This window comes from Sinomonas soli (assembly GCF_054782415.1).
This window is the reverse complement of the sequence record NZ_BAAGSN010000004.1, coordinates 325256-351218: the sequence shown is the minus strand read 5'-3', so window position 1 is coordinate 351218 and position 25963 is coordinate 325256. Positions and strand designations below refer to the sequence as shown.

Below are 25963 nucleotides of genomic sequence, written 5' to 3'. Positions count from 1 at the left end.
AAACCAGGCGGCCAGCCCGGCTGTCTCAATGGGGGGTATGGGATGGGTCCATCGCCGAGGAAGCGCACGCCCTGGTGGGTCCGGATCGGGACGCTGGTGGCTATGGCCGGCCTCGTCCTGCCGCGGATCGTCTTCGAGGCGACAAAGCCCGGAGGGGGGACCGCCTGGGTAGACATGCTCATCGGCCTGGGCCTCGCCGCCGTCATAGCCCCCATCGCCCTGGCCGCAGGCGCTGCGGATGCCGCCCGGGCCGTCGAGGAGATCCGCGCTGCCCGCCCGGGGGCCGTGGTGGTGCGATGCCTCGCCTCGCAGCTCTACACGGGCCTGTTCCTCAAGCCCGGACAGTCGATGGCCAGGACCCGGGACGGGGACTATGTGCTGCTCGTGGCCGATGACGAGGGCATCGAGGTCTTCGGGATCCGGAAGAAGACCTGGTTCGGGCTCGTCCCCTGGGACCGTGTGGGATCCATCAGCCTGGGCAGCGTGCGGGCACCCCTGCGCTCCCGGCCCACCATCATCGTGGACATCGACGCCAGATACACCCCCTACATCGACCAGTTCGAGCTCCTCCTCGAGGGACCGGACCGTGGACGCCCAGCCGAGGTGCTCGCGGCGATCACGAGACGATCCGGCAGGCACCGACCCGAGCCGGCTGAGGGGACGCTCACCCCGGCCTACGGCCAACTCGCACCGATCAGCGCCGCACGTGACTACCCCACCCCGGGGGCGGCACACCAACAGAAGAGACAACGGTGGACGCTGGCTGGCCTGGTGTCGATCGCACTGCTCGCTGTCGTCGCGGCGGTCGCCGTGGCCTCGATCCCGCGGCCCTCCCCCGCGGCCGCGGCGGCTGCGCAGCAGCCCACGTCAGATGCGAACCCCTACCTGTTGCCCACGGACCCACGGGAGGCGCAGCTGCGCCACGCGGTCGAGTCAGCGGGCTGGCTGAAGTACAGCGAGGACCTGTACTTCAGGTGGGAGCCGACGGGGACGGCAGCCTGCAAGCCGGGATGGACCGGTGGCTGCCTTACGGTGCAGATCGAGAGCGTCTCGGCAATCAGGTGCGACGCCGGCCTGGTCAGTGTCTCATTCCTTCAGGGCGAGGCCGCCGTCTCGAACAGCTCCGGCAACTTCCACGGGCTCGAGCAAGGCGTGCCACTTGAAGTCGGGATCCCGTTCGACACCAGTCTGAACGACGACGGCGTGGGACTGGACGGCATCTTCTGCGGTCACTAGCCCACCTATCAGGGCAGCTGGATCGCTACCGTTCATGTCGCTGGCACGAGGTTCAGATGCCGGTGTTTTCTTTGAGAAGCCGGCAGAGGCGGTCCCGGCCGAGTCGAGTGTGCAGGCCGGCCGCTCTGTCGGACCGCCTGCGTAGCATCGGGCCCATGTACTCCCACCCTTCCCCGGCCCTCGTCGACGCTGCCGTCCGGTGCCTGGCCGAGCACGACCTCGAGCACCTGATGCCCCACGGTGCCCCGGAGGACGAGTACGCTCCCGAGGCGCGCGGCTTCGCGGCCCTGCTGGCCGCCGGCGAACCGGTGACCGCTGAGACCGTGGCCCGGGTATGGGCGCACTGGTTTGGCGACGGCACTGCCCCGGTGGAGCCGACCGCTGCGATGGCGGCCCTCGCCGCGGACCTGCGCTCCCTCACCGCGCAGCAGCTCACCGCGACCGTCTAGGCCCGCGGCCCGGGGCCGCACACAGGGGCCCATGACCACCTACTTCGCCGGCGAGCCCGCAGCCGTCGCGTTCAAGCGCCTCGAGGGCCCGCAGGCTCCCCTGGCGGGAGATCGCCCAGCGGCACTCCATCCCCAAGACCGAGGCGATCCGGCTCGCGCACGACCTGCCCGCGGTGCTTGCCGAAATCGCCGGCACGGCGGAGGCTGCGTGAACGCCCGTGCCGATGGGACGGGAGGGGCAACGTGACGGCTACGATTCAGACTGGATTGGCCCCCGGGGAGGGGCCCGATTCTTTAGGGGGAAGCATGAAGGAAGTACGTCGTCCCGGCCTGTGGCCGGTGTGGGCTGGGGCTGCGCTCGTCCTGGCCGGGTTCGCCGGGCCTGCTCGCCCCGGTCGGGGAGTTCTGCGCGGCGCCGTTCCTGCCGCAGGACGAGGCGCGCCGGGCCGACAGTGCCCGGGCCGTGGCCATGACCCTGACCACGAGGTACCGGGAGGTGTGCACTGCTGCCGCTGACCAGCAGGCGTTCCTGTGGTGGTCGCTGGTCTGGGCGGGCCTGGCCGTCCTCCTGATCGGGCTGGTGTGGCGGTTCGGGCGCCTACCCGTCCCAGTGGTGCGGAGGCTGCGGATCGCGGCGGCCCCTCTGTGGGCCGGGGCCGGGTTGGTGTTCGCCGGCGCCGTGGGCGGGCGGGTCGTCCCGGTCGGGGAACTGTGCTCGGGCCCGTTCGGCCACGATGAGACGGCGCGGGCTGCGATGCTGAATGGAGGGTCCGTCGATGCGCTCGTCGCCTGCCAGGCCGCGGCCCCGCACATGGTGGGACTATGGTGGACGGTGGTCGTGCTCGGCGTCCTGGTGTTCCTCGGCGGGGTGCTGCTCGCCGTGTGGCCGGCCAAGGGTGCGGTACGGGCGGTGCAGCGCGGGGCGAAGCGTCCAGCGGGGCCGGCGTGGCCGTTCGTCGGCGGCCTGCTGGTGATTCTCGGCGGCCTGACGGCCGGGTTCGTGATCCCGGTGGGCCCGAACTGCGATGGGGCCTTCACGGGCCACACCACGGCGGCCGGAAAGAGCATCGCCGATGCTTTCGCCGGCCTGCCCCGCACGGACTACATGGCCCAGTGCGTGTCCCTGTCCTCCACGTACGCGGTGATCTACTGGGGCGTCATCGCGTTCGGGGCGGCGCTGCTTGTCCTAGGCCTCATCTTGGACTACCAGGCCAGGAACCGCGTGGCCCAGCCAGTCCCCTCCCCCGTGGCGGCCCCCGTCCCGAGCGTGGCATCGGAACTGGCGGCCCTCGCCGACCTCCGCGACCGCGGCGCGCTGACCACCGAGGAGTTCGAGGCCCAGAAGCGGCGGGTCCTAGGCGGCTGACCGGCGCCCGGGCAGGGTGGAACCCACCCCGGCGGCCCCGCTCCTTCAAGGCCATGGTGAACGCGAGCACGGCCGCGACCTGGTCGAAGTGCTCCGGGAGGATCTCCTCCCCCACCTTCACGGCCGCGTGCAGCGCCCGGGCGAGCGGGACTTCCAGAGGCCGATCAAGTGGGATCACATGAGCGACCAGTACAACTACGCGCGGGAACGGCACCCCGCGCCAAGGTACACCGAAGACCAGCTTGAAGCGGTCGAGCCTGTGATCGTCTACCCCGCCGCCTGGGCCTGCTGGTGGCAGGGTTCTTCCTGCTCGTCAGGCGGCTCGGCGCCACGTATGACTTCTACTGGGCGGTGGCCGCCATGGTCGTCTGGACGGCCGTCACGGCAGGCGGCCACCATGGCACCGGCTGGGCGGCCGTATTCGTAGCCATCGCTGTCCTGTTCAACCCGCTCGTCCCTTTCTACTCGACCCGGAGCTTTTGGGCTGCCGCGGACTTCGGGGCGCTCATAGTGTTCATCGTCGCCGCCGTGAAGCTGAAGGCCTCTAAGCCGCGGGCCCGAGCTCGGTCCGCCACCACGTCGCCAGATTCCAGCCGCGTTCGTCAAGGGCGTTCGTGTATGGTGCACGAGTAATGCCCGGGATGCCGGAGTTGAGGGCGATCAGCATGTCGAGGCTCTCGGCCTCGCGGACCTCGCCGACCACGAGTCGGTCCGGCCGCATCCGCAGTGCCTCTTTGACGAGCCGGCGGAGCGGGATCTCGCCACTGCCCTCGAGATTGGGCTGGCGGCATTGGAGGCCGACGACGTCGCGCAGAGGAAACTGCAGCTCGAAGATCTCCTCGACCGTGACGACCCGCTCCCGTGAGCCGATCGCGGCACCGAGGCAATTGAGCAGGGTTGTCTTGCCCGCCTGCGTAGCGCCCGAGACCAGGATGTTCAGGCCCCCGGCGACGGCGGCCGAGAGGAACCTCGCCACCTGGTGGCTCAGGGAACCGAGCTCGACAAGGTGCTCGAGGCGGCTCGCCTTCACGACGAATTTCCGGATGTTCACGGCCCAGTGGCGTCGGGTCACATCCGGGATGACGACGTGCAGGCGCGAGCCGTCGGGGAGCGCCGCGTCGACGAAGGGGCTCGAGAGGTCGAGGCGCCGGCCCGAGGATTTGAGCATCCGTTCGACGAGGTCGCGCACCTCCTGTTCGGTGAGGGTGACGCCCGTCAGCTCGGATTCCCCGTCCCTGGCCACGTAGACCTCGTGCGGGGCGTTGAGCCAGATCTCCTCGATGGCGGGGTCGTCCAGGAACGGCTGGAGCGGGCCGAAACCTGCGACCGCGTCGAAGACCGCCCTCCGCGCGGCGTCGAGCGGGCCGAGCGGCGGCACGGCACCCCGGAGCGCGCGCTCGTCGTAGTCCACCACTGCCGCGTCGACGAGGCGCCGGACCTCGCTGGCCTCCCGCAGCGGATCGACGCCACGGAGCCTGATGAGCTCTCTGACCTCGCCCTCGACCATGCGCAGAGCATCCACAGACTTCCCCCCCGGGTGCGCCCTTCGCGCCGGGCCCCTACCCGGCAGCAGCCTCAGCCTAACGGATTCTGTAAACCCCCGTCTCGGCCTGGGCGAGCCCTGTGGACAACTCTGCGGTCACCCCGCGGCGTCCCCCTCCTCCTCGGCCAGTGGGTGGTCGTGGAGGCGGTCGGTCCAGGGGGTGGGGTGGAAGCCGGTGGCTGTGATCTTGGCCAGGTCCAGGGTCGAGCGGAGGGGGCGGGGGGCGGCGGCCCTGCCGGCGAAGTACTCGGCGGTGGAGACGCGGTGGACGCGGGCCGGGTCGGTGCCGGCGGCGGCGAAGACGTCGGCGGCGACGTCGGCCCAGCTGGCCTCGGGGCCGGCGCCGGTGAGATTGTAGGTCCCGTAGGGGGCGTTGCCCTCGAGCAGGTGGCGGATGCCCGCGGCGAGGTCCGCGGTGAACGTCGGCCGGCCGATCTGGTCCTCGACCACGGAGGGCTCGATGCCGCGGCGGGCGAGGTCTGCCATGGTGGCCACAAAGTTCTTGCCGTCGCCGATGACCCACGAGGTCCGCACGATGTAGTGCCGGGGCACCACGGAGGCCACGGCGTCGCCGGCGGCCTTGGTCTGCCCGTAGACGCCGAGCGGGGAGAACGGCTCGTCCTCGGTGTGGACAGCTTCGGCGCCGTCGAAGACGTAGTCGCTGGAGACGTGGACGAGGGTGAGCCGGTGCTCGACCGCGATCCGGGCGAGCTGCGCGACGGCGGTGACGTTGACGGCCCAGGCCGTCCGGCGCCCCTGCGGCGTCTCGGCCGCGTCGACGGCGGTGTAGGCGGCGGCGTTGACGACCGCCGTGTAGTCCTTCCAGTTCCGGTCCGCGTACGAGGCCGGGTCGGCGAGGTCGAACTCGCCGCGCGAGGCGAACTCGAGGTGCGCGGCGCCGTCGTATGCCTTCCGCAGTGCCTTGCCGAGCTGGCCGTCCGCGCCGAGCACGAGGACCTTCCGCGGCCGCATCGGGGTGACGTCGGCCAGGCGCGGGTGGGCGCGGTCCTTCTCCGAGAGCTCGGCGCGGTCGAGGGGAATGGGCCAGGCGATGGCGGCGGTCTCGTCGGCGAGGTTGAGGAAGGTGTACTCCCCCTGCGCGGCGGCGGACCAGTGGTCGTTGACGAGGTACGTGTAGGCGGTGCCGTCCTCGAGCGTCTGGAACGCGTTGCCGACCCCGCGCGGGACGAAGATCGCCTTCGACGGGTCGAGCTCGGCGGTGAACACGGCCCCGAACGAGGGCCCCTCGCGCAGGTCCACCCATGCGCCGAAGACCCGCCCGGTGGCCACGGAGATGAACTTGTCCCACGGCTCGGCGTGGATGCCGCGGGTGGTGCCGGCGGTGGCGTTGAAGGAGATGTTGTTCTGCACCGGCCCGAAGTCCGGCAGCCCGAGCGCGGCCATCTTCTCCCGCTGCCAGTTCTCCTTGAACCAGCCCCGGTTGTCGCCGTGGACGGGGAGGTCGTAGAGCACGACGCCGGGAATGGTCGTCCCGTGCGCGGTGAGGGGCTTGGAGAACTCGATCTGGCCGTCCACCGCGGTCACTGGCCCTGCTCCCTGTACCTGGCCTCCGCGGCGGCCTTCTGCGGCCGCCACCAGTTCTCGTTGTCGCGGTACCACTGGACCGTGGCCGCCAGGCCCGCCTCGAAGTCGGAGTACTGCGGGGTCCAGCCGAGCTCGGTGCGCAGCTTGGTGGAGTCGATGGCGTACCGCAGGTCGTGTCCCGGCCGGTCGACGACGTGGTCGTACGCGTCCGGGGAGTGCCCCATCTCCTTCAGGATCAGCTCGACGGCGCTCCTGTTGTCCTTCTCCCCGTCGGCGCCGATGAGGTAGGTCTGCCCGATGCGGCCCTTCTCCAGGATCGTCAGGACCGCGGAGGAATGGTCGTCCGCGTGGATCCAGTCCCGCACGTTCCGGCCCTCCCCGTAGAGCTTGGGCCGCACCCCGTCGAGGACATTGGTGATCTGGCGCGGGATGAACTTCTCCACGTGCTGGTAGGGGCCGTAGTTGTTCGAGCAGTTGCTGATCGTGGCCCGCAGGCCGAAGGAGCGCACCCACGCCCGCACGAGCAGGTCCGAGCCGGCCTTCGTGGAGGAGTACGGGCTCGAGGGGTTGTACGGGGTCTGCTCGGTGAACCTCCCCGGGTCCTCCAGCTCGAGGTCGCCGTACACCTCGTCCGTGGAGATGTGGTGGAACCGCGTCCCGTGCCGGCGGGCGGCCTCGATCAGCGTGTACGTGCCGATGATGTTGGTCTCGAGGAACGGCCGCGGATCGTGGAGCGAGTTGTCGTTGTGGCTCTCGGCCGCGTAGTGGACGACGGCGTCTGCCGCGCTGACAAGCCCGTCCACCAGTGCGGCGTCCGCGATGTCGCCCTTGACGAAGCGGAACCGCGCCCCCGGCAGCCCCCGGAGGGAATCGAGGTTCCCCGCATACGTGAGCCTGTCCAGCACGGTGACATGGTGGTCGGTCCGGTCGAGGACGAAATGGACGAAGTTCGAGCCGATGAAACCAGCCCCCCCAGTGACGAGCAATCGCATGAAATGAATCTAACGGTTGGGAAAGTCCCCCCGGAACCGACATGATGACCGTTATGAAGGGAATCATCCTGGCCGGGGGAACAGGGTCCAGACTCCACCCCATCACGCTCGGCGTCAGCAAGCAGCTTGTCCCCGTCTACGACAAGCCCATGGTCTACTACCCGCTCTCTACGCTCCTGCTGGCAGGGATCCGGGACATCCTCGTCATCACCACCCCCGACGACGCCGCGCACTTCCGCCGCCTCCTCGGTGACGGGGCCGACTTCGGGATCTCCATCAGCTACGTCCAGCAGCCCTCCCCGGACGGCCTCGCCCAGGCCTTCCTCCTCGGCGAGGGCCACATCGGCAACGACACCGTCGCCCTCGTCCTCGGCGACAACATCTTCTACGGCCCCGGCATGGGCACCCAGCTGCGCCGCCACCAGGACATCGACGGCGCCGCCGTCTTCGGCTACTGGGTCAAGGACCCCAGCGCCTACGGCGTCGTCGAATTCGACCAGGACGGCCGCGCCGTCTCGCTCGAGGAGAAGCCCGCCAGCCCCAAGAGCAACTACGCCGTCCCCGGACTCTACTTCTACGACAACGACGTCGTTGCCATCGCCAAGTCCCTCACGCCCTCCGCCCGCGGCGAGCTCGAGATCACCGACGTCAACCGCACCTACCTCGAGGCCGGAACCCTCCAGGTCGAGGTCCTCCCCCGCGGCACCGCGTGGCTGGACACCGGGACCTTCGCCGACCTCAACGACGCCTCCAACTTCATCCGCACCATCGAGAACCGCCAAGGCCTCAAGATCGGCGCCCCCGAGGAGATCGCCTGGCGCCAGGGCTTCCTCACCGACGACGAACTCCGCGCCCGCGCCGCCAAACTCGCCAAGAGCGGCTACGGCACCTACCTCCTCGGCCTCCTGGGCGGCTGACCCGGGGCACCGCAGCCGACAGAATTTTCTGCACTATCATTATTCACACTGGTCACGCAATTCACTTCAACAACATGTGTGCTACGCTCGCCGAGCGCCCCGGAGTCTTTGGCTCCTGAAGCTCTTGGAGATACGTCATGCTGCACACGTTCTGGACCAGCCGCCGAAACCGGGTCCTTCCCGCCACGGCGATCAGCGCGGTCCTCGCCGTCGGGTTCCTGCTCGGCCCACTCCTGCCGGCCAGCGCCGACACCGCGCAGCCGACCTCGCCTGCCACCCCCAGCCCGACCTCCCCCGCGCCGAAGCCCGGCGTGCCTGCACCGGGCGCCCCGGCGTCCGGGCCCGCGACGACGCCCTCGGCGCCCCCGGCGGTGACCCCCAGCCCGGCGTCGTCGTCCGCGCCGCCGACCAAGCCGGGCACCCGCGACCCCGAGGACGCGGGCAAGGACCCCTCCGCCCGCGCCGCGATGCGCAGCCTCATCGGTCCCGGAGCCAAGATGGGCCAGGCGAACCCCCAGTCGAAGAACAAGGGCGGGAACAACGCGCGCGGGATGGGCGTCCCGGGCCTCCTCCCCGGAGCATGGCAGCCCTCGTGGGGCATCTCCGGCGTTGATGTCAGCGGGTTCCAGCCCAACGTCGACTGGGGCGGCCTGTACAGCCAGGGCGTCCGCTTTGCCTATGTGAAGGCGTCCGAGGGCAACTACTTCACCAGCAGCACCTTCTCCTCGCAGTACTTCGGCTCGCAGAGCGCGGGCATGATCCGCGGCGCCTACCACTTCGCAAACCCCAGCTGGTCCTCCGGCGCCGACCAGGCCAGGTACTTCGTCGGCAACGGCGGCGGCTGGACCCCGGACGGCATCACCCTGCCGCCGGTGCTCGACATCGAGTGGAATCCCTATGCCGGACAGACCATCAACGGCGTCTACATGGGCAACATCTGCTACGACATGAGCGCCTCCCAGATCGTCGGGTGGATCAAAGACTTCTCGAACACCATGCTCAGCCTGACAGGGCGCCTGCCAGTGATCTACTCCGCCACCAAGTGGTGGACCGATTGCACGGGCAACTCCGCCGCCTTCTCGAACAATCCGCTCTGGATCGCGGCGTACAACACCTCGGGCCCGGGCACGCTGCCCGCGAGCTGGGGCAACTTCAGCGTCTGGCAGTACAGCTCGAGCGGCCCGTTCCCCGGCGACTCCAACGTCTGGAACGGCGACTACTCGGGGCTCAAGCGCTTCGCCACCTACGGCGACGCCGATCCGAGCGCCTCCATGGGCGCCGCCGCGAGCGCCTACACCGGCCTGGGCGGCCAGACGTCCGGGATCGCGTGCGGGCTGAAGAACGGCGGCTGCTACCAGTTCTTCCAGAACGGGGCCCTCAACTGGAGCTCCGCAACGGGGGCACGGCCCACCTACTACGGGGCAGTCCGGACGGCGTGGGCCAACAGCGGCTATGAGAACGGCGCACTCGGGTACCCCACCACCGACCAGACCTGCGGGCAGCTCAACGGCGGCTGCTACCAGATGTTCCAGGGAGGAGCCATCAGCTACAGCCCGGGCACGGGTGCCCAGCTGAGCCTGTACGGACCGATCCGAGACGCCTGGGGAGCGAACGGCTTCGAGCGGGGCATCCTCGGCTACCCCACCACGGGCAAGGTCTGCGGCCAGGTCAACGGCGGCTGCTACCAGATGTTCCAGGGCGGCGGCATCAACTGGACCTCGGCGACGGGTGCCCAGCTGAGCATCTACGGCCCCATCCGGGACGCGTGGGGCGCCAGCGGCTTCGAGAACGGCGCGCTCGGCTACCCCACCACGGGCAAGGTCTGCGGGCAGCTCAACGGCGGCTGCTACCAGATGTTCCAGGGCGGCGGCATCAACTACAGCCCTGCCACCGGTGCCCAGCTGAGCCTGTACGGGCCGATCCGCAATGCCTGGGGGGCCAACGGCTTCGAGAACGGCGTCCTCGGCTACCCCACCACCGGCAAGGTCTGCGGCCAGGTCAACGGCGGCTGCTACCAGATGTTCCAGGGCGGCGCCATCAACTACAGCCCCGCCACGGGCGCGCAGCTGAGCACGTGGGGCGCGATCCGCAACGCCTGGGCCGCGACCGGCTTCCAGGACGGCCGCATGGGCTATCCCACCTCCAGCGGCGAGACGTGCGGCCTCGTCAGGGGCGGCTGCTACCAGATGTTCCAGGGCGGCGGCATCGTCTGGAGCCCCGCCACCGGCGCCCAGCTGAGCACGTGGGGAGCCATCCGGAACGCGTGGGCGAACCTCGGCTTCGAGAACAGCCGGCTCGGGTACCCCACGACCTCCGAGATCTGCTCGTCCTCGAGCTCGTGCTACCAGAAATACCAGGGCGGCACGATCTCGTGGACCGCGACCGGTGGAGCCGTCGTCTCCTATTCCTGAGCGGGTAGGCTGGTCGGTGCGCGATTCGCGCGCCGACCAGCCTACGCCCGTTCCGATCATGGGAGCACCGTGACCAGCCCAGCGCCCACGCCCCGAGTGAGCCTCGTCATCCCGCTGTACAACGGGGCCGCCGTGATCGGCCGGGCCCTCGACAGCCTCCGCGCGCAGACCGTCGGCGCCTGGGAGGCCGTGGTGGTCGACGACTGCTCCACCGACGCCAGCGCGGACACCGTCCGGGACTACATCGCGGCCACCGGCGACCAGCGCATCCGGCTCATCTCGCTCGAGGCGAACTCCGGCCCGAGCGCGGCCCGGAACGCCGGCGTCACCGCGTCGTCGGGCGACTTCGTGGGCTTCCTCGACAGCGACGACGAGCTGCTCCCCGCCGCGCTGGACCACCTCCTCGCGCTTGCCGCGGACCCCGCGGTCGACGTCGCCGCCGGTGCCCACGTGGCCAAGCTCGCCAGCGGGCGCGAGAGCGTCCGCCCAGACCGCGTGGCCGGCACGCTCACCGGCCTCGAGGCGGTCGAGGCGCTCCTCCAGGAGCGCATCTGGAACTACAACCACGGCAAGCTCTACCGCCGGCACCTCTTCGACGCGGTGCGGCACCGGGAGGACATCCGGCGCTACGAGGACATCATCTTCAACGCCGCCGCCTACTCCTACAGCACCAAGGTGCGGTTCAGCGCCACTCCGGTCTACGCCTACTACGTCGACGCGGCCTCGACCACGTGGTCACAGAAGCTCACCGCCGACTTCGTCACGGACACCGAGACGTTCCTCCGCGAGGGCCTCAACCCCGCCGTCGCCCCCCTCGTCTCACAGCGGTCCTGGCGCACCATGCGCACCACGCTCGCCGTCGTCGTGCTCTCCGGCGCCCTCGCCGGCGGCGCCGACGAGACGACCGTCGCGTCCCTCTCGTCCGTCCTGAGGGACAAGGTCCGGCTGAGGGACCTTCCCGACGTCTTCGCCTGCGCCCCGGTCATCGCGGCCTCGGCGGTCGCAGCGCGGTTCGCGCCGGCCCTCTACGCCTCGGCGTACCGGTCCTACATCCGGCGCCAGTACGAGCTCGGGGCATGAGCCGAGACTCCGGACAGGCGGTGGCCGTCACGGCGGCGCCGGCCAGCCACCGGTTCCTCTACCTGCTGGCCGCCGTCGCCCAGGGCGCCGGCCCCCTGATCACCCAGCCGTTCGTCCAGCGGACCCTCGACCCGGAGCAGTGGGGACGGGTCTCGTTCTCGATTTCCCTCGTGTCGGTCGCCCTGATCGTCATCCTCGTCGGCCTCCCGCTCATCATCACCCGCGCCTACTTCGACGGGTTTGAGGGCCCGCGCAAGGCGGCATCCCTGTCCGGCTTCGGCATCCTGCAGAGCGCAGGTCTGGGGCTGCTGGGCGTCGGGGTCGCCGTAGGGCTGGCGGCCGCGGCAGGACGGCTCGCCGACGACCTCTCCACGGTGATCGCGCTCGCAGTGGTGGGGCTCCTGGGCGGAATCCAGATGTGCCTCTCCGTCCTGAGGGCGCAGCACCGCGCCCTGGCCTTCGTCGGGATCACGATCGGCGCGCAGACGCTCGGCCACCTCGCGGGCCTCGCCGCTGTGCTCCTCGTCTCGCGCAGCGCCGCCGCCTACATGGGTGCCTTCGCCGTCGTCGTCGCACTGACCTCGGTGGCCAGCCTCATCGCCTCGAAGCCCGGCAGGCCCTTCGCCTTCCCCGGGCTGGTGGGCGCCGCGCTGCGGACCTCGGCGCCGATGCTCCCCCACAGCGTGGCGCTCGTGCTCATGCTCCAAGGCGAATCATTCATCCTGACCGCCCTGCATGGGCCCGCCTTCTACGGCAGGTACGGCGCCATGCTGCCCATGGCCCTCGGCCCCCTCGCCGTGATCATGGCCCTGGCGAATGTGTGGGAGACGGCCATCCTCGCGCACCGCGGCGAGGACGCGAAGGGCGCGGTCCGCCGCATCATGGTCGAGGGGGTGGCGGTCGGCGTGGCGCTCGCGGTCGCCGCGAGCGCGTCGGCCGTGCTGGCCGCGAACATCCTGGCGCACGATCCGACCGTCGAGCAACTCCAGCTCGCCCGGATCATGCCGGCGATGGCCATGGGGTACATCGTCTTCCTGCTGGGCACGACCCAGCTCGTGGCCATCGGGCGGACCCGGCTCATGGCGCTGGTGACCCCGGCCGTCGCCGTCGTGGACCTCGCGGTCACGCTCGTCCCGGCCTCCGCGGGCAGCCTGTTCTGGGTGGGGGCCACCAAGGTGCTGGCCTTCGTGCTGCTGGGGCTGGCCTACATGGCGGCCGCACGCCGCCACGGCCGCCACCTGATGGACGCGAAGATCATGGTGGTCGGCCTCGTGGCGAGCCTCGCGGTCTGCGCCCTCATGCTCCTGCTGCCCACCGACTTCTGGTTCGGCGTCGGGACCTTCGCCGCCGCGCTGGTCGCGTTCGCTGCCGCCGCCCTCTGGCTGTGGCGCTCCGGGCGCCTGAAGGCCGTCATCGGCTGATCCGCCGTCGGCCGGCTCGGCCACCACAGAGACCGGCGGCGCCGGACCCTCCTCCGGTCCGGCGCCGCCGGTGTCTGTGCCTGGGGCCGGCTACGGCCGCAGCGCGTGGGCGGTCAGCCTCTTCAGCCCGGGCCACATGCGCTTCTGGACGACCTTGGGGGTCAGCGACACCGCGTTCAGCCGCGAGGTGAGGTGGACGCGGGCCGCACGGGCCGCCCTCGTCCAGCCCAGCCGCGCGAAGTCGGCGGCGCACTCGTCGAAGAAGGCCCGCTCCTCGGCGAACCGGCGCCCGTCGAGGGCACGCACGGAGGAGTCCGACTCGCGGTGGCGCCGGTACTGGAAGCACACCGTGTCCGTCACGAGCATCTTCCCGCCGTCCATGATGATGTCCATCGCGAGGGCGAGGTCCTGGACCACGTTGTACTGCTCGCGGAAGTCGTGCTTGAGGATCGCCTCGGCACGCCAGGCCACCGACGGGAAGTAGAGCCAGTCGCCGGTGATGAGGCTCTCGGCGATGGCCTCGCCCTCGATGATGGCCTCGGACGAGCCGCCGACGGCCAGACGCCGCAGGAAGGCCTTGACGCGGTCGCCGAGGGGCTCGTACACGCTGCCGTTCTCGTCGATCACCTCGACGCCGGGCTGGACGATCGCCACGTCCGGGTTCTGGAACGCCTTGCGGACCGTGCCGATGTAGTTGGGCAGCATGATGTCGTCCGCGCCCATCACCACGACGACGTCGTGCTCGACGAGGGACAGGCACTTCTTGTAGTTCCCGTTGGCGCCGAGGTTCTTCTCGTTGCGGAAGTAGCGCACCCGCGGGTCGCCGTCGACGAGGTTGGCGAAGTACTCCGGCAGGGTCTCGTCCGGGTACCCGTCGTCGACGATGGTCAGACGGAAGTCCTCGTCCTCCTGGCTGAGCACGGAGGCCACGGCGGCCTTCATCATGGCAACGTCCCCGTAGTAGGGGAACATCACGTCAATGGTCACTGTCAACCTCTTCTGATGCGATCGGGCGTGCGGGATGGTGCACTGCGGTCGGGTCTTGGGGGGCCTCGCCCGACGCCGTGCCGCCCTTGCGGAGCACGTCGACGGACTGGCGCAGGATGGCGACCTCTTCGGCGAGGATCCTGGTCTCCTCCTCGAGGACCGTGAGCTCGCGCGAGACGTGGAGCCCGACGCCGACGAGGAGCACGATCGAGAGGGCGAAGAGGAGGTTCGCTGGAACCTTGATGCCGACGAGGGACGCCGCCCAGTCCAGCAGGCTCGGGAAGATGCCGAGGATGATCGTCAGGCCGCCGACGACGAGCCACAGGACGGCGTACTTCTCGCGCAGCTTGCCGGAACGGAGCATGGCCAGCACGGCCAGCACCATGCAGACGGCGATCACGAGGGAGAAGGCGACGCTCACGCGGAGGCCCCCGTCTCCCCGGCGATGTCACCGGCAGCGGGCGCGGTGATCTCGGCGGGCATCTTGGTGCGGGGACGTGCGAGCGCGAAGCAGAGCACGAGACCTGATCTGGCCAAGTAGATCGTCGCCTTCCACGGGCTGTGACTCGGGGTGCCGGCCTGCCGGGCCTTCATCTCCACGGGGACCTGGATGACCTTGCACCCGGACTTCACGGCCACCACCAGGGAGTCGATGGTGTCGCCGAGGTACTCGGCCGGGAAGTGCTCCATGTACTGGTGGAGTGCCTTGAGGTTCGCGGCCCGGAATCCGGAGGTGACGTCCGTGAGGCGCGTCCCGGCCACTGCGGAGATGACCTTCGCGAGGACGACCATGGCCCAGCGGCGCGGGCCCTTCGCGTCGTACGATCCGCGCCCGGCGAAGCGGGCTCCGATGGAGATGTCCGCGTGCTCGAGCCCGGCGAGCACCCGATCGATGTCGTGGGGGTCGTGCTGGCCGTCGGAGTCGACCTGGATGGCGCGGGTGTAGCCGTTCCGCAGTGCGTACTTGAAGCCCGCGCGCATCGCCCCGCCGACGCCGAGGTTGAACGGCAGCCTCAGGACCGCCGCTCCGGCCTCGGCGGCGATCCGCGCCGTCGCGTCCTTCGAGCCGTCGTCCACGACCAGGATGTCGTGGTGCGGGACGATGGCCCTCACAGTCTGGATGGTGCCCCCGATGGCTTCTGCCTCGTTCCAGGCGGGCATGATGATGAGCGCGCCTGATCGCCTCGGTGTACCCATGATTGGCAACTATACCAAGTGCGCCCGGCCCTCCCCCTGCACGTCGGACCCAGTACGACAGGGCATACTAGGGGGGTTGACCGACGCGAGGAGCCTCACCAGATGACCTGGATCCAGACCATCCCGACCTTCGCGGCAGCATTGGTGGTGATGTTCGGGCCCGGTCTGGCGGTGCTCGCGGCAGCCGGCGTCAGGCGGCTGAACCTCGTCGCGCTGGCCGCCCCGGTCTCCGCGTCCGTCGCGGGCTGCACGGCCGTGGTGGCGCCGTTCGTACGGCTCCCCTTCAACCCGGTGGTCTACTTCGTGGTCTCGGCCGTCCTCGCCCTCGCGGCGCTCGCCGTGCGCTTCCTGTGGCGCCGCCACTCCCCCCGGCGGGACGGTGCCGGGGTGCTGGCCTCCAACGGTCCGCTCACACACCTCGACCTCGGCCGGTGGATCGTCTGGGTGGGAGTGCCCCTGTCGGTGGCGTTCGCCGCCTTCATCATCGGCCGCCGGTACATCCTCGGCTTCGGCGCCCCCGAGGACTTCTCGCAGACGTTCGACAACATCTACCACCTCAACGCGATCCGCTACATCGAGGACCACGCCAACGGCTCGTCGCTCACGCTCGGCAACCTCACGGACTCGTCCCACTCGTTTTACCCGGCCGCGATGCACGACTCCATGGCACTCATCCTGCAGGTGGCCGGCGGCCCCGTGCCGGTCGTGGTCAACGTCGCCACGATCGTGATCGGCGCCCTCGTCTGGCCGCTCTCGTGCCTGTTCATGATCAGCCGCATCGTCGGGTACCGCCCGGTCCCGCTCATGGCCGCGGGAGCCCTCTCAGCAGGCTTCAGCGCCTTCCCCTACCTCATGGTGGCGTTCGGGGTCCTCTATCCGAACCACGCCGCCATCGCGCTGATGCCTGCGGTGCTCGGGCTCGCGATCGAGGCCCTCGGCATGGCGCGCAGCCAGCCGTCGTCACCCCTGGCGCCCATCCTCGCCCTCGTGGCGACCTTCCCCGGCCTCGCGCTCACCCACCCCTCGACCGCGATCGGCCTCCTCGGCTTCGCGCTCCCGGTGGTCTGGGCGCGCTTCCTCGCCACGTGGGGGGCCTGGCGGAGACGGACGACGTCGCGCCGCGCCCTGCGCCTCTGGGGCGCCTTTGCGCTCGTCTACTCGGTCGGCGTGGCCGGCATCTGGTACCTCCTGCGGCCGAGCCTGAGCGCCGCCCCGTGGGCCCCCTTCCAGTCCAACGCGCGCGCCATCGGCGAGGTCCTCGCCAATGCTCCGATGGGCACCACGGTCGCCTGGATCCTCACGCCCCTGACCTTCATCGGCCTGTACGTGCTCGCACGGCAGCTGCGCCGCCTCTGGTGGGTGCTGGCCATGTACGCGATCGGGGGCGCGCTCTATGTGGTCGTCTCGAGCTGGAACCCGGGGTCCCTGCGCACCTTCCTCACCGGTGTCTGGTACAACGACAGCTTCCGGCTCGCGGCCATCCTGCCGGTCGTGGCCCTGCCTGTCGCCATCCTCGGCGCCGAGTGGCTCCTGTGGCGCATCCGCGCCGGGCTGGAGCTCGCGCGGGAGTGGGCGGCAGGGACCACGCGCCTGCGCAGGTTCGCCGACTCCGCCGCGCCGCGATGGCAGGGCATCACCGCGATCGTGGTGTCCCTCGTGATCCTCGCGATGGGCATCGGCTCCCAGGGAGGGACGCTCTCGAGCGTCCAGGACCGCATCCACCAGGTCTTCACCCTCGACGGCAACTCGATGCTCGTCGACTCGGACGAGCGCGCGCTGCTCGACGAGGTCCCCGGCATCGTCCCGGCGGGCGACACCATCGTGGCCAACCCGCTCATGGGAGGCTCCCTCGTGTACGCGCTCGAGGACCGGCGCACGGTGGCCCCGCACGTCTTCGGCGACCGGAGCCCCACCGAGGCGATGGTCCTCAACCACTGGGACGAGGCGGCCTACAACTCGCGCGTGTGCCCCGCGATCAAGGAACTCCGCGCCTACTGGGCGCTCGATTTCGGCGACAAGACGGTCATCCCGTCCGACGACCCGTTCGTCGGGCTCAACGATCTGGCCACCGACTCGGCCCCGGGCGTCAAGCTCGTGGCCGAGGTGGGACATGCCCGGCTGTTCAGGGTCACCTGTCCCTAGCGGGCTCCTCGGCCTCCTCGGCCGCGGCCGCACGGCGCCCGGCCCGGCCCGCAGGGAAGACCCAGAGGCGCATGAGGGTGAACGTGCAGGCCGCCACGACCACCGTGGCGGCCAGCTGGGCGGGGATCTGGGGCCAGCCCCAGACCTCGACGAGCGCGTTGAGCAGACCGTAGTTGACCGCGTAGCCCACGGCGTTGGCGCCGAGGAACCTGAAGACGGTGGGCCACAGGGGCCCCTCGTGGCCGAACGTCCAGGCACGGTTGCCCCAGAAGCTCACCGCCATGCCGACCACGTAGCTCACGGTCATGGCCTCCGTGTGCCCCACTCCGGCAAGGGACTGCACGACGAAGAGCCCGTAGCCGACCGCGTTGTTCACGAGGCCGACCACCACGAAGCGGAAGACCCTGGCCAGCGCCGCGGTCCCCGGGCGCGGAAGTTCCGTCCTCACGCGTCGCCCACGCGCGCCGCACCGCGGGGCGCGGGCGCGGCCGCGGGCGGCCGCCCCTCCCCGTGCCGGTACACCGAGCGCACGGTGTACAGCGGCCGGTCCTGCACCTCGCGGTAGATTCGGCCGATGTACTGCCCGAGGATCCCGAGCATGCTGATCTGGAGTCCTCCCACGAAGAGCACGCTCATGACGATGAAGGTCCATCCGTCCACGACGTTCTGGGGGGCGAACAGCTTCATGGCGAGCGCGTACAGCGCGCCCAGGACGGCGAGGCCGGAGGCGAGGAAGCCGATCCTGGAGATGACCATGAGCGGGAACGTGGAGAAGCCGAGGATGCCGTCCGCTGCGAGCTTGAGCATCTTGGCCATCGGGTACCCGGTCTCGCCGTGCAGCCGCTCGTCGCGGTCGAACGGGACCGCGACCTGCGTGAAGCCGACGTGGCTGACCATCCCGCGCAGGTACCGGTCCACTTCGCGGTACTTCTTGAGCTCGTCGACGACCCGGCGGTCGATGAGCCGGAAGTCGCCGGTGTTGGCGGGGATGTCGATGTCGGAGAGCCTGCGCAGGAGGCGGTAGTACGCGGCGGCGGTGGTGCGCTTGAACCAGGAGTCCTTCCTGGTGCGCCGCTGGGCATACGCGACGTCGGCGCCGCGCCGCCAGGCGGCCACGAGGTCGAACACGACCTCGGGCGGGTCCTGCAGGTCGGTGTCCATGATGACCACGGCGTCGCCCCGGGCCTCGTCGAGCCCGGCCGTCACGGCGATCTGGTGGCCGAAGTTCCGCGAGAAGTCGATCACCACCACGCGGGGGTCCCGTCCGGCCAAGCCGCGGAGCACCCCGAGGGACTCGTCCCGGCTGCCGTCGTTGACGTAGATGAACTCGGCGTCGCAGCCCAGCCGCTCCACGATCGCGGTGAGGCGTGAGTGCAGGGGGTGCACGTTCGCCGCTTCGTTGTGGACAGGGAGGACAAAACTCATCAGTCCGGCGGACGGTCGGTCGGTGTCCCCCATGTTCTCAAGCACGCTCATGATTCTACGAGACGGCGGTGGAGCCGGAACGGTCTGGATCGGGCCGTGGGCTCCTCCGCCCGCGCCGGCGCGCGAGAGCGGCGTGTCCGTCCGCGACCGCGGCGGAGACGAGGACCGCGACCACCGGGACGTAGAGGTAGATGTAGCGGGCCCTGTTCTCGAAGAACGCCAGGAAGACCAGGAGCGCCAGGAACGCGAGCCGTGCCGCGGTGCCGGCCCACGCGTCCCGGCCGCGGCCGCCGACGAGCGCCGAGAGGACCAGGAGCACGAGCACGGCGAACCACGCTGCCTGCCAGGCGCTGCGCACGAAAGGTGCCCCGTCGCCGTCGAACGTGTAGAAGCGGCGGATCTCCTGGCTGAGCGGATCGTGGGCGGGGAAGCTGTGGTTCTCCCGGGTGACCCCCTCGGCCCACGCGTAGAACGATCCGTCGCCGAGCGACCACCCGAGCTTGTCCAGGAGGAAGCCGGGGTATCCCGTGGGCCCCATCGCCTCGACCCGGTCGAGGTAGCCGTTGAGGCCGTTGGCGAACCGGTCGGCCGGCGGCGTGCCCAGGGTGTTCCGGATGTCGTCGGCGTTGAAGCCGCCCCGGCCCGTGGCCCCCATCTTGAGGAAGTGCGTGAACGGCACGGCCTGCGTGTTGGCATCGAGGTTGAACTGGACGACGTGGGCGGCCCTGACGGCGGCGCCGCTGCCGAGGTAGGTGACGCCCGCGACGGAGAGGGCCACGGCGGCCGCCAGTGCGGTCCTGCCCCACGCGCGGGCCCCCCGCGACGCGAGCATCATCGTGAGCCCGGCTGCGGCGAGGGCGAAGACCACCGTCGGCTTGATCTGCACTCCGACCGCTGTGAGGACGCCGCCTGCGCCCCACAGGGCGATCGAGCGCCCGCGGGGCGCGGTGCGGGCGATGTCGGCGAGGAGGAGGATGGCGATCGGGAACGGCATCGAGAGCGTGTCGGAGTAGGGGACGCCGCTCCACGGTCCGAGCGCCACGAACGGCACCGTGACGAGCAGGGTGCCCACCCCTGCCGCGGGACCTGCCAGCCTCCGGGCTAGCCGGACGGCCAGGACCGAGCTCACGGCCATGAAGACGGCGTGCAGCCAGATCGCCGCCGCGAGGGTGTCGGTCACGCCGAAGGCGCCGACGGCCTTGAAGTAGCATCCGAGGGCGAACGCGAGGAAGAGGTTGTTCGGGTACCACGCGAAGTACTGCTCGGCGAAGTCATAGTGGGTTCCCTGTGCGAAGGCCGTCGCGGTGTCGAGCACCGCGCCGGCGTCCCAGCCGGGCGGCACGCGGACGGCCAGCCCGATGACCGCGGGGACGAGCGTGAGGACCAGCAGGCCGACGGCCGCCAGCGCCCACCGGCCCCGGCGGGGCACCCGGTCCAGCACAGCGGCGCACCAGGCGGCGGCGCGATGGAGCAGCGGGGTGAGCGCGAGGAGGCCGGCGGCGGCGGCAACGACGAGCGGGGTGCTGTAGGGGACGAGGGTGGGCGGCGGGTCCGCCACCACGTTGACGAGGACGAGCAGGACCAGCGCGGACAGGACCGTGGCGACGACGACTGCCCCCCGCGGCCTGCGCTCGTCCTCCGGAGCCGTCGCCTCCTGCGGCTCAGCCGTGGACCGCAGCATCGAACCTCCGGCTGACGAGCGGGACGAGGGACTTGATGTAGGTCCGCGAGACGTGGTCCCTGTCGAAGTAGACGTGCGCGCCGCCGATCACCGCGTAGCACGTGGTCCCGGGACAGAACTGGTCGGACAGGTCCAGGACGCCGAGGCGCCGGTCGTGCAGGGCACGGACGCCCTCGGCCAGCGGGTCCGGAGGGAGCGCCGCCGAGCGCGGGTTCGAGCACCTGCGCGGGTCGTCGGGGTTCTGGGCGACGCAGTCCGGGGTGGCGTGGTCGAGGGTGAGCGGGGTATCGCGGATCACGAGCACGCGGGAGCCGGCGGCAGCCCAGGGCACGAAGCGGCGGCTGACGGCGGAGCGGTACTGGTCCAGCTGCGGCCGGCCGGTGCCGTCGTCGATGGTCTCGCCGCTGCCGAAGGTCGAGGCGATGACAAGGTTGGGCCGTTCCGCGGTGATCCGCGCGGCGAGGTCGCGGCTCCACGTCATGCACTTCTGCTGCAGTCCCGGGTTGTCCGAGGGGACGCCCATGAAGGCCACGCGCTTGGCGTCGACGAGGGGGCACCCACCGACGAGGCTCTCGTAGAGGACCCAGTGCCGCTGCCGGGCGAGTTCGTGGATGGCCGCCTTCCACTGTTCGGCGTGGGAGTCGCCGATCAGCCAGACGGTCTCGGAGGCGGGCCTGCCCTGGGTGAAGTCGCAGCGCAGGAGGGCCCGCTGCTGGCCGGCCATCACGGGGTTGGGCGCCGGGCTGCATTCCGGGGCGTTGAACCAGGGCGCCTCGCTGTCACCCACGTTGGCGACCTCCGCGGGGCCGAAGGGATCGGCGCACCCCTGGGGATCGGCGAGGCTCGCCGCGCCGAAGCAGGCTCCGCTCGCCAGCAGGGCCGCGCGGTGCTCCTGGGCGGTCTGCTCGGCAGCGGCCGCACCGGTCAGGGAGAGCCCGGCGACGGCCACGGCGCTCATCGCGGCGACTGTCGCGAGCAGGACCTTCCGCGGCGACGAGGAGCGCAGCAGCCGGGTCCTGCCCGGGTCCTCGACGAAGCGCTTGGTGACCGCCGCGAGCAGGAGCGAGAGGACGACGATCCCCAGCCGATCGGCGGTGCCGAGGTCCCGTGCCAGGGCCGACGGGGCGAGGATGATGAGCGGCCAGTGCCAGAGGTAGAGCGAGTAGGAGATGTCCCCCACATACTGGACCGGCCGGTTCTCGAGGAGGCGCACGGGCGACCATCCGGGCCGCTCGGGCCCGGACGCGATGATGAGCACCGTCCCGGCCACCGGGACCGCGGCCAGATAGCCGGGGAAGAGGGTCGTCTCGTTGAACGCGAGCGCCGAGACCGTGAGGAGGCCGAGTCCCGCCGTCTGGAGGATCCCCCTCACCGGCATCGGCAGCGGTGCCGCGCCGCGCTCGCGGAGGCGGTGGCCGACGACGGCGATGAGGCCTCCGGCCGCGAACTCCCAGGCGCGCCCGGGGGTCACGAAGTACGCGGGGCTGCGGTCGGTCATGGTGTACCAGATGCAGAACGCGAAGGAGGCGGCCCCCACGAGGGAGAACGCCAGCGTGAGGCTGCGGTGGTGGCGGATGCGGAACCTCGTCGCCAGGGCCCAGGCCGCGAGGAGGAGGAGGGGCCACAGCAGGTAGAACTGTTCCTCCACCGACAGCGACCAGTAGTGCTGGACTGTCGAGGCCCCCTCGCTGTGGGCCGAGTAGTCGACCGACTTCGCCGCCAGCACCCAGTTCTCCGCGTAGAAGGCCGCCGCGATCGTCTCCTGGGCGATGACGGCCCAGCGGTTGAACGGCAGCCAGACGTAGGCCGCCGCCAGGGCCACGAGCCCGACCAGCAGCGCCGCGGGGAGCAGCCTCTTGGCGCGGCGGGCGTAGAACGAGCCCAATCGGACCGTCCCCGTCCGGCGTACCTCCGCCAGGAGGTGGTTGCTGATGAGGTAGCCGGAGATGACGAAGAAGATGTCGACGCCGACGTAGCCGCCGGGGAGGTGCCGCGGCCACACGTGGTTCACGACGACGGCCGCCACCGCCAGGGCCCGGAGGGCCTGGATGTCCTTCCGGACCGGGCGTGGGGCGGCGGGGGCCGCGGCTGCCGGCTCTGCGGAGCGCCGCTCCCCCGGCTCGGTCTGGGTCACGGCGGGCGCTACTTGCCGGTGCGCGCGAGGTACGCGCAGCGGGCGAGTCCGGGCATGACCGTCTGGATGGCCCACTTGATGGAGGTGGGCGACGCGGCGACGAGCGCGAGGAAGTCCTGGTCCGTGTTCAGCAGGAGGGTCGACCCGCGCCGCTGGGCGGGGATGCCGGACAGCACCTTCCCTTCGGCGATGTCCTTGTGCTCGTCGGGGCGGACGCCGACGACGACGACGTCGGCCACGAGCTCGGCGGCCCGGTTGGCGTCGAGGTAAACCGTCTTGGGTCCGGCGGGCTGCCCATTCGGCTGGCCGTCGGCCACGATCTTCGCGAGGGCGGGCGCGGGCTTGAGACCGAAGTCGGCGAGCACGCGCATGGCATTGGAGTCCGGGGTGTGGACCTCGAAGGAGGCCCCGGGCACGGAGCGCGCCTCCAGGCACAGCACCGTGGCGCCCGCGAGGTCCTTGTACGCTCCCGCGGCGTCGCGGATGGCGCCCTCGGTCTCGGTCACGAGCGACCGGCCGGCGTCCTTGCGGCCCAGCGCCTGGGCGACCGTCGTCGTCGTCGTCCGCCAGTCCGTGTCCTTCGGGCGGCCGGGCCACGCGACCGTGGGCGCGATCTTGGTCAGCTGGGTGTAGATGTCCGCCGTCTCGGTGGCGTCCTTGCCGAAGGCCGCGTTGACCGCGAGGATCAGGTCGGGCTTGATGTCCTGCAGGTCGCCCCAGGGCACGCCCGCGTCGTCGTGGTAGTTGCGGGGCAGGAGGGCGTCGAGCTGGCTCACGGCCTTGGAGAACCAGGGCGGCGTCCCGTAGCCGCGCAGCGCCTCCACCGGGTAGCCGGCCGGCAGCACGCCGAGTTCGACGCAGACGTCCGCGCTCGACCACCCGAGGGTGGCGACGATGCGCGGCTCCTTGTCGATCGTGGTGGACCCGAGGGCGTGCCTGATGGTCGTGGGGAAGGAGTTGTCCTCGACCGCGGTCCGGTCGGCGCTCTTCTTGTCGAGGCACCCGGTCAGGAGGAAGGGCAGCGACACGCCGCCCGCCAAGAACGCCCGTCGGCTCCAAGAGCTGGTCGACGTCGTCTGGGGCTTCGGCATCCGCTTCCTCATCCTTCATTCCTCGAGCGCCGGAAGGGCCGGCGCACCCAGTCAATGGTAGCGGTCAGGGCTTGACGAATTTGACGATCACGTGACCGGGGCCGCTCCAGCGCCCCTCCTCCGCGAACCCGCGGCTGCGGAGGAACTCCTCCTCCTGGGGCTTCTCCACGGGCCGGATCGCGAAGACGACCTTCTGCCGGTCCACGAGCGCCGATCGGCTCTCGAGCGGGAACCTCTGGTTGAAGATCAGGCCCCACTGTGCGGCGCTGATGCCGCGCGTGAGGTCCACGAGCCCCTCGAAGGGCCTTGGGTAGGCGGCGATGAACAGGTCCTCGCCCGCCGCGACCGCGAAGGACTCCCCCGGCCGGGCGTGGTCCCGGATCGTGTCGGCGACGAAGCGGAAGTCGTCGGAGGGGCTCCGGGCGAACTCCGTCCGCTGTCCGGCGATGGCCAGGAGCGCGCCGCCGGCGAGCGTCAGCGCGGCGGCCCCCGCAACCCAGCGGGCGGCCGCGGGCCGGTTGAGGGACACTGCTCCGTTGGCGGCGAGCAGGCACAACCCGGGCGCGGTGAAGGTGAGGTAGCGCGGAAGGTAGTAGGAGCTGCCCATCAGCGCCGAGCCGACCAGGAGGACGGCGAGCGGGACGGTGATGAGCGCCAGGCCGAGCACGGTCGAGAACGAGCGCGGGCGGCGGACCACGCCCCAGACCGCGAGAGCCAGGACGGCAACGGCGGTCATCACCATGCCGGCGACGAGCGGCGCCGAGGCCGCCGGGACGATGCCGGTGTCGGTCCACATCGCCGCGTGCGAGAAGTACTGCAGGAAGATGATCTCGCGGCCCACATGCCAGTCGAGGGGCGGGATCCACGCGACCTGGAACGTCTGGTGCGAGGCGGCGGCCGCGACCCAGGCCGCCACGCCGGCGGCCGGGACGCTCGCCAGCGCCACCCTCCACCAGTGGGGGCGGAGGCGCCGGTCGGCGACTGCCGCGAGCACCGCGACGGGGGCGAGCAGGATGCAGTAGAAGGACAGGCCGGTGGACACCAGGAGCGCGGCGCCGAAGCCCGCGGCGGCGCGCCACCGTCCGCTCTCCCGGAGGGCGCCCAGGGCCGCGATGCAGAGGGATGTGCCGAGGACCGTGAGGGCGTACGAGCGCGCGTCCGTCGCCGCGAACTGGAACCTCGGCAGCAGGACCAGCACGACGGCCGCGGCGAGCCCCGTCCGCGGGCCGCCGAGCCGCCGGGCGGCCACGGCGAGGGCGGCGGCCGCCGCGGCACCCGCGGCGATGCTCGGTGCCCGCAGGCTCAGCTCGCTCACGCCCACCGCGTCGGTCAGCGACTTGACGAGCATGTAGTAGAGGCCGTGGACGACGTCGACCTTGCCGAGCATGAAGAACAGCTCGGGCCAGGAGCGGCGGACGGCGCTGGCGGTCGCCGCCTCGTCGGTCCACAGGCTGGGGACCCAGGAGGCCGGCACGAGGGTGACGAGGGCGAGGGCTGCGGCCGCCAGCGGGAGGAGCAGGCGCCCGCGCGGGGAACCGTGGGTCCCCTCGACGGCGCGGCCACGGGTCCCCCGCAGGGGGCCTGCGTGGCTCACGCCTCCGTGCCCGCGGACTCCGAGCTGCGGCGGCGGAGCTCCTTGACGACCTCGTGCACCTCGCCGTCCATGATCACCCTGCCGTGCTCGAGCAGCACTCCGCGCTCGCAGATGGTCGAGACGAGGTCGAGGTCGTGGCTCACCACGAACAGGGTCTTGCCCGCCGCGGCGAGCTCCTTGATCTTGGAGATGCACTTGCGCTGGAAGGGCTCGTCGCCCACGGCGAGGATCTCGTCGATGAGGAAGACCTCGGGATCCGTGTGGACCGCGATGCTGAAGGCGAGGCGCAGGTACATGCCGGAGGAGTAGAACTTGACCTCGGTGTCGATGAACTCGCCGATCTCGGAGAACTCGACGATCGAGTCGAACATCGCGTCGATCTGCTGCTCCGACATGCCCAGGATCGCGCCGTTGAGGTAGACGTTGTCGCGCCCGCTGAGGTCGTGGTGGAAGCCTGCGCCCACCTCGATGAGCCCGGCGACGCGGCCGCGGGTGCGCACCGAGCCGGCGTCCGGCTGGAGCACGCCGGAGATGAGCTTGAGGAGGGTCGACTTGCCCGAGCCGTTCAGGCCCATCAGGGCGACGGTCTCGCCCTCCTCCACGTGGAGGGAGACGTCCTTGAGCGCGTCGAACTTCTTCGAGATGTCCCCGCGGCGGCCGCGGAGGACCCACATGACCGCTTCCTTGAGGGAGCGGGTGTGGCGGAGCACGAACTCCTTGCGCACTCCCTGGACGGTGATGGCGGTCTGCAT

21 protein-coding genes and 2 pseudogenes are annotated in these 25963 nt (G+C 70.8%); 9 read left to right on the top strand and 14 right to left on the bottom strand.

Annotated features, from left to right (window positions below; genetic code table 11):
* Positions 1-102: 102 nt before the first annotated feature.
* The 3 genes from ACYVKZ_RS04925 (at position 103) to ACYVKZ_RS04915 (ending at position 3051) form a co-directional block, all read left to right on the top strand.
* On the top strand, positions 103-1236 hold the full coding sequence (locus ACYVKZ_RS04925; protein WP_460990946.1) for a hypothetical protein: 1134 nt from the start codon (positions 103-105) through the stop codon (positions 1234-1236).
* Between the two features lie 155 nt (positions 1237-1391).
* On the top strand, positions 1392-1685 hold the full coding sequence (locus ACYVKZ_RS04920; protein ID WP_460990945.1) for a hypothetical protein: 294 nt from the start codon (positions 1392-1394) through the stop codon (positions 1683-1685).
* 469 nt (positions 1686-2154) lie between these two features.
* Positions 2155-3051: an SHOCT domain-containing protein gene (locus ACYVKZ_RS04915; RefSeq protein ID WP_460990970.1), complete on the top strand. Its 897-nt coding sequence runs from the start codon at positions 2155-2157 to the stop codon at positions 3049-3051.
* A gap of 70 nt (positions 3052-3121) precedes the next feature.
* On the opposite strand, the pseudogene ACYVKZ_RS04910 reads toward ACYVKZ_RS04915, so the two are convergent.
* Positions 3122-3229, bottom strand: a pseudogene (locus ACYVKZ_RS04910) (hypothetical protein); the annotation flags it as partial.
* A 113-nt stretch (positions 3230-3342) separates the two neighbouring features.
* Between ACYVKZ_RS04910 and ACYVKZ_RS04905 the strand changes: the two are divergent.
* The gene (locus ACYVKZ_RS04905; protein ID WP_460990944.1) at positions 3343-3684 is read left to right on the top strand and encodes a DUF6804 family protein; all 342 of its coding nucleotides are present in this window, start codon (positions 3343-3345) and stop codon (positions 3682-3684) included.
* On the opposite strand, the pseudogene ACYVKZ_RS04900 reads toward ACYVKZ_RS04905, so the two are convergent.
* The 3 genes and pseudogenes from ACYVKZ_RS04900 to rfbB form a co-directional block, all read right to left on the bottom strand.
* Positions 3653-4573 (bottom strand): annotated as a pseudogene (locus ACYVKZ_RS04900) (CpaF family protein); the annotation flags it as partial. The gene ACYVKZ_RS04905 and the pseudogene ACYVKZ_RS04900 overlap by 32 nt on opposite strands.
* Before the next feature lie 117 nt (positions 4574-4690).
* Positions 4691-6139 (bottom strand): sugar nucleotide-binding protein, encoded by a 1449-nt coding sequence (locus ACYVKZ_RS04895; RefSeq protein ID WP_460990943.1) that lies wholly within the window; start codon positions 6137-6139, stop codon positions 4691-4693.
* Entirely contained in the window at positions 6136-7131 is a 996-nt protein-coding gene (gene rfbB, locus ACYVKZ_RS04890; RefSeq protein ID WP_460990942.1) for a dTDP-glucose 4,6-dehydratase, read from the bottom strand. The genes ACYVKZ_RS04895 and rfbB overlap by 4 nt, the downstream gene beginning before the upstream one ends.
* A 53-nt stretch (positions 7132-7184) precedes the next feature.
* Between rfbB and rfbA the strand changes: the two genes are divergently transcribed.
* The 4 genes from rfbA (at position 7185) to ACYVKZ_RS04870 (ending at position 12960) form a co-directional block, all read left to right on the top strand.
* A complete protein-coding gene (rfbA, locus tag ACYVKZ_RS04885) occupies positions 7185-8048 on the top strand; it encodes a glucose-1-phosphate thymidylyltransferase RfbA (protein WP_460990941.1) in 864 nt (287 codons plus the stop codon).
* A gap of 137 nt (positions 8049-8185) precedes the next feature.
* A complete protein-coding gene (locus ACYVKZ_RS04880) occupies positions 8186-10459 on the top strand; it encodes a GH25 family lysozyme (protein ID WP_460990940.1) in 2274 nt (757 codons plus the stop codon).
* Between the two features lie 69 nt (positions 10460-10528).
* The gene (locus ACYVKZ_RS04875; RefSeq protein ID WP_460990939.1) at positions 10529-11539 is read left to right on the top strand and encodes a glycosyltransferase family 2 protein; all 1011 of its coding nucleotides are present in this window, start codon (positions 10529-10531) and stop codon (positions 11537-11539) included.
* The gene (locus ACYVKZ_RS04870) at positions 11536-12960 is read left to right on the top strand and encodes a lipopolysaccharide biosynthesis protein (protein WP_460990938.1); all 1425 of its coding nucleotides are present in this window, start codon (positions 11536-11538) and stop codon (positions 12958-12960) included. Before ACYVKZ_RS04875 ends, ACYVKZ_RS04870 begins: the two co-directional genes overlap by 4 nt.
* Positions 12961-13050: 90 nt before the next feature.
* Here ACYVKZ_RS04870 and ACYVKZ_RS04865 read toward each other — a convergent pair whose 3' ends face one another.
* Genes ACYVKZ_RS04865 through ACYVKZ_RS04855 form a run of 3 tightly spaced genes read right to left on the bottom strand, consistent with a single transcriptional unit; the run spans position 13051 to position 15144 of the window.
* On the bottom strand, positions 13051-13947 hold the full coding sequence (locus tag ACYVKZ_RS04865; protein WP_307003904.1) for a glycosyltransferase family 2 protein: 897 nt from the start codon (positions 13945-13947) through the stop codon (positions 13051-13053).
* A complete protein-coding gene (locus tag ACYVKZ_RS04860) occupies positions 13937-14368 on the bottom strand; it encodes a DUF2304 domain-containing protein (RefSeq protein ID WP_460990937.1) in 432 nt (143 codons plus the stop codon). The genes ACYVKZ_RS04865 and ACYVKZ_RS04860 overlap by 11 nt, the downstream gene beginning before the upstream one ends.
* Positions 14365-15144, bottom strand: coding sequence for a glycosyltransferase family 2 protein (locus ACYVKZ_RS04855; protein WP_460990936.1), 780 nt, complete (start codon positions 15142-15144; stop codon positions 14365-14367). Before ACYVKZ_RS04855 ends, ACYVKZ_RS04860 begins: the two co-directional genes overlap by 4 nt.
* Before the next feature lie 102 nt (positions 15145-15246).
* Here ACYVKZ_RS04855 and ACYVKZ_RS04850 point away from each other — a divergent pair, with 102 nt between their 5' ends.
* Positions 15247-17286, top strand: coding sequence for a DUF6541 family protein (locus ACYVKZ_RS04850; protein WP_460990935.1), 2040 nt, complete (start codon positions 15247-15249; stop codon positions 17284-17286).
* On the opposite strand, the gene ACYVKZ_RS04845 is transcribed toward ACYVKZ_RS04850, so the two are convergent.
* The 7 genes from ACYVKZ_RS04845 to ACYVKZ_RS04815 all read right to left on the bottom strand — a co-directional run bounded on the left by ACYVKZ_RS04845 (position 17273) and on the right by ACYVKZ_RS04815 (position 25963).
* Positions 17273-17734, bottom strand: coding sequence for a GtrA family protein (locus ACYVKZ_RS04845; protein WP_460990934.1), 462 nt, complete (start codon positions 17732-17734; stop codon positions 17273-17275). The two genes, ACYVKZ_RS04850 and ACYVKZ_RS04845, sit on opposite strands and share 14 nt — an antisense overlap.
* On the bottom strand, positions 17731-18756 hold the full coding sequence (locus ACYVKZ_RS04840; RefSeq protein WP_460990933.1) for a glycosyltransferase family 2 protein: 1026 nt from the start codon (positions 18754-18756) through the stop codon (positions 17731-17733). Before ACYVKZ_RS04840 ends, ACYVKZ_RS04845 begins: the two co-directional genes overlap by 4 nt.
* Before the next feature lie 10 nt (positions 18757-18766).
* Positions 18767-20392, bottom strand: coding sequence for a glycosyltransferase family protein (locus ACYVKZ_RS04835; protein ID WP_460990932.1), 1626 nt, complete (start codon positions 20390-20392; stop codon positions 18767-18769).
* Positions 20373-22526, bottom strand: a complete 2154-nt coding sequence (locus ACYVKZ_RS04830; protein WP_460990931.1) for an acyltransferase family protein — start codon at positions 22524-22526, stop codon at positions 20373-20375. Before ACYVKZ_RS04830 ends, ACYVKZ_RS04835 begins: the two co-directional genes overlap by 20 nt.
* An 8-nt stretch (positions 22527-22534) precedes the next feature.
* Positions 22535-23554, bottom strand: a complete 1020-nt coding sequence (locus ACYVKZ_RS04825; RefSeq protein ID WP_460990930.1) for an ABC transporter substrate-binding protein — start codon at positions 23552-23554, stop codon at positions 22535-22537.
* A 127-nt stretch (positions 23555-23681) separates the two neighbouring features.
* The gene (locus tag ACYVKZ_RS04820) at positions 23682-25211 is read right to left on the bottom strand and encodes a hypothetical protein (protein WP_460990929.1); all 1530 of its coding nucleotides are present in this window, start codon (positions 25209-25211) and stop codon (positions 23682-23684) included.
* Positions 25208-25963: an ABC transporter ATP-binding protein gene (locus tag ACYVKZ_RS04815; protein WP_460990969.1), complete on the bottom strand. Its 756-nt coding sequence runs from the start codon at positions 25961-25963 to the stop codon at positions 25208-25210. Before ACYVKZ_RS04815 ends, ACYVKZ_RS04820 begins: the two co-directional genes overlap by 4 nt.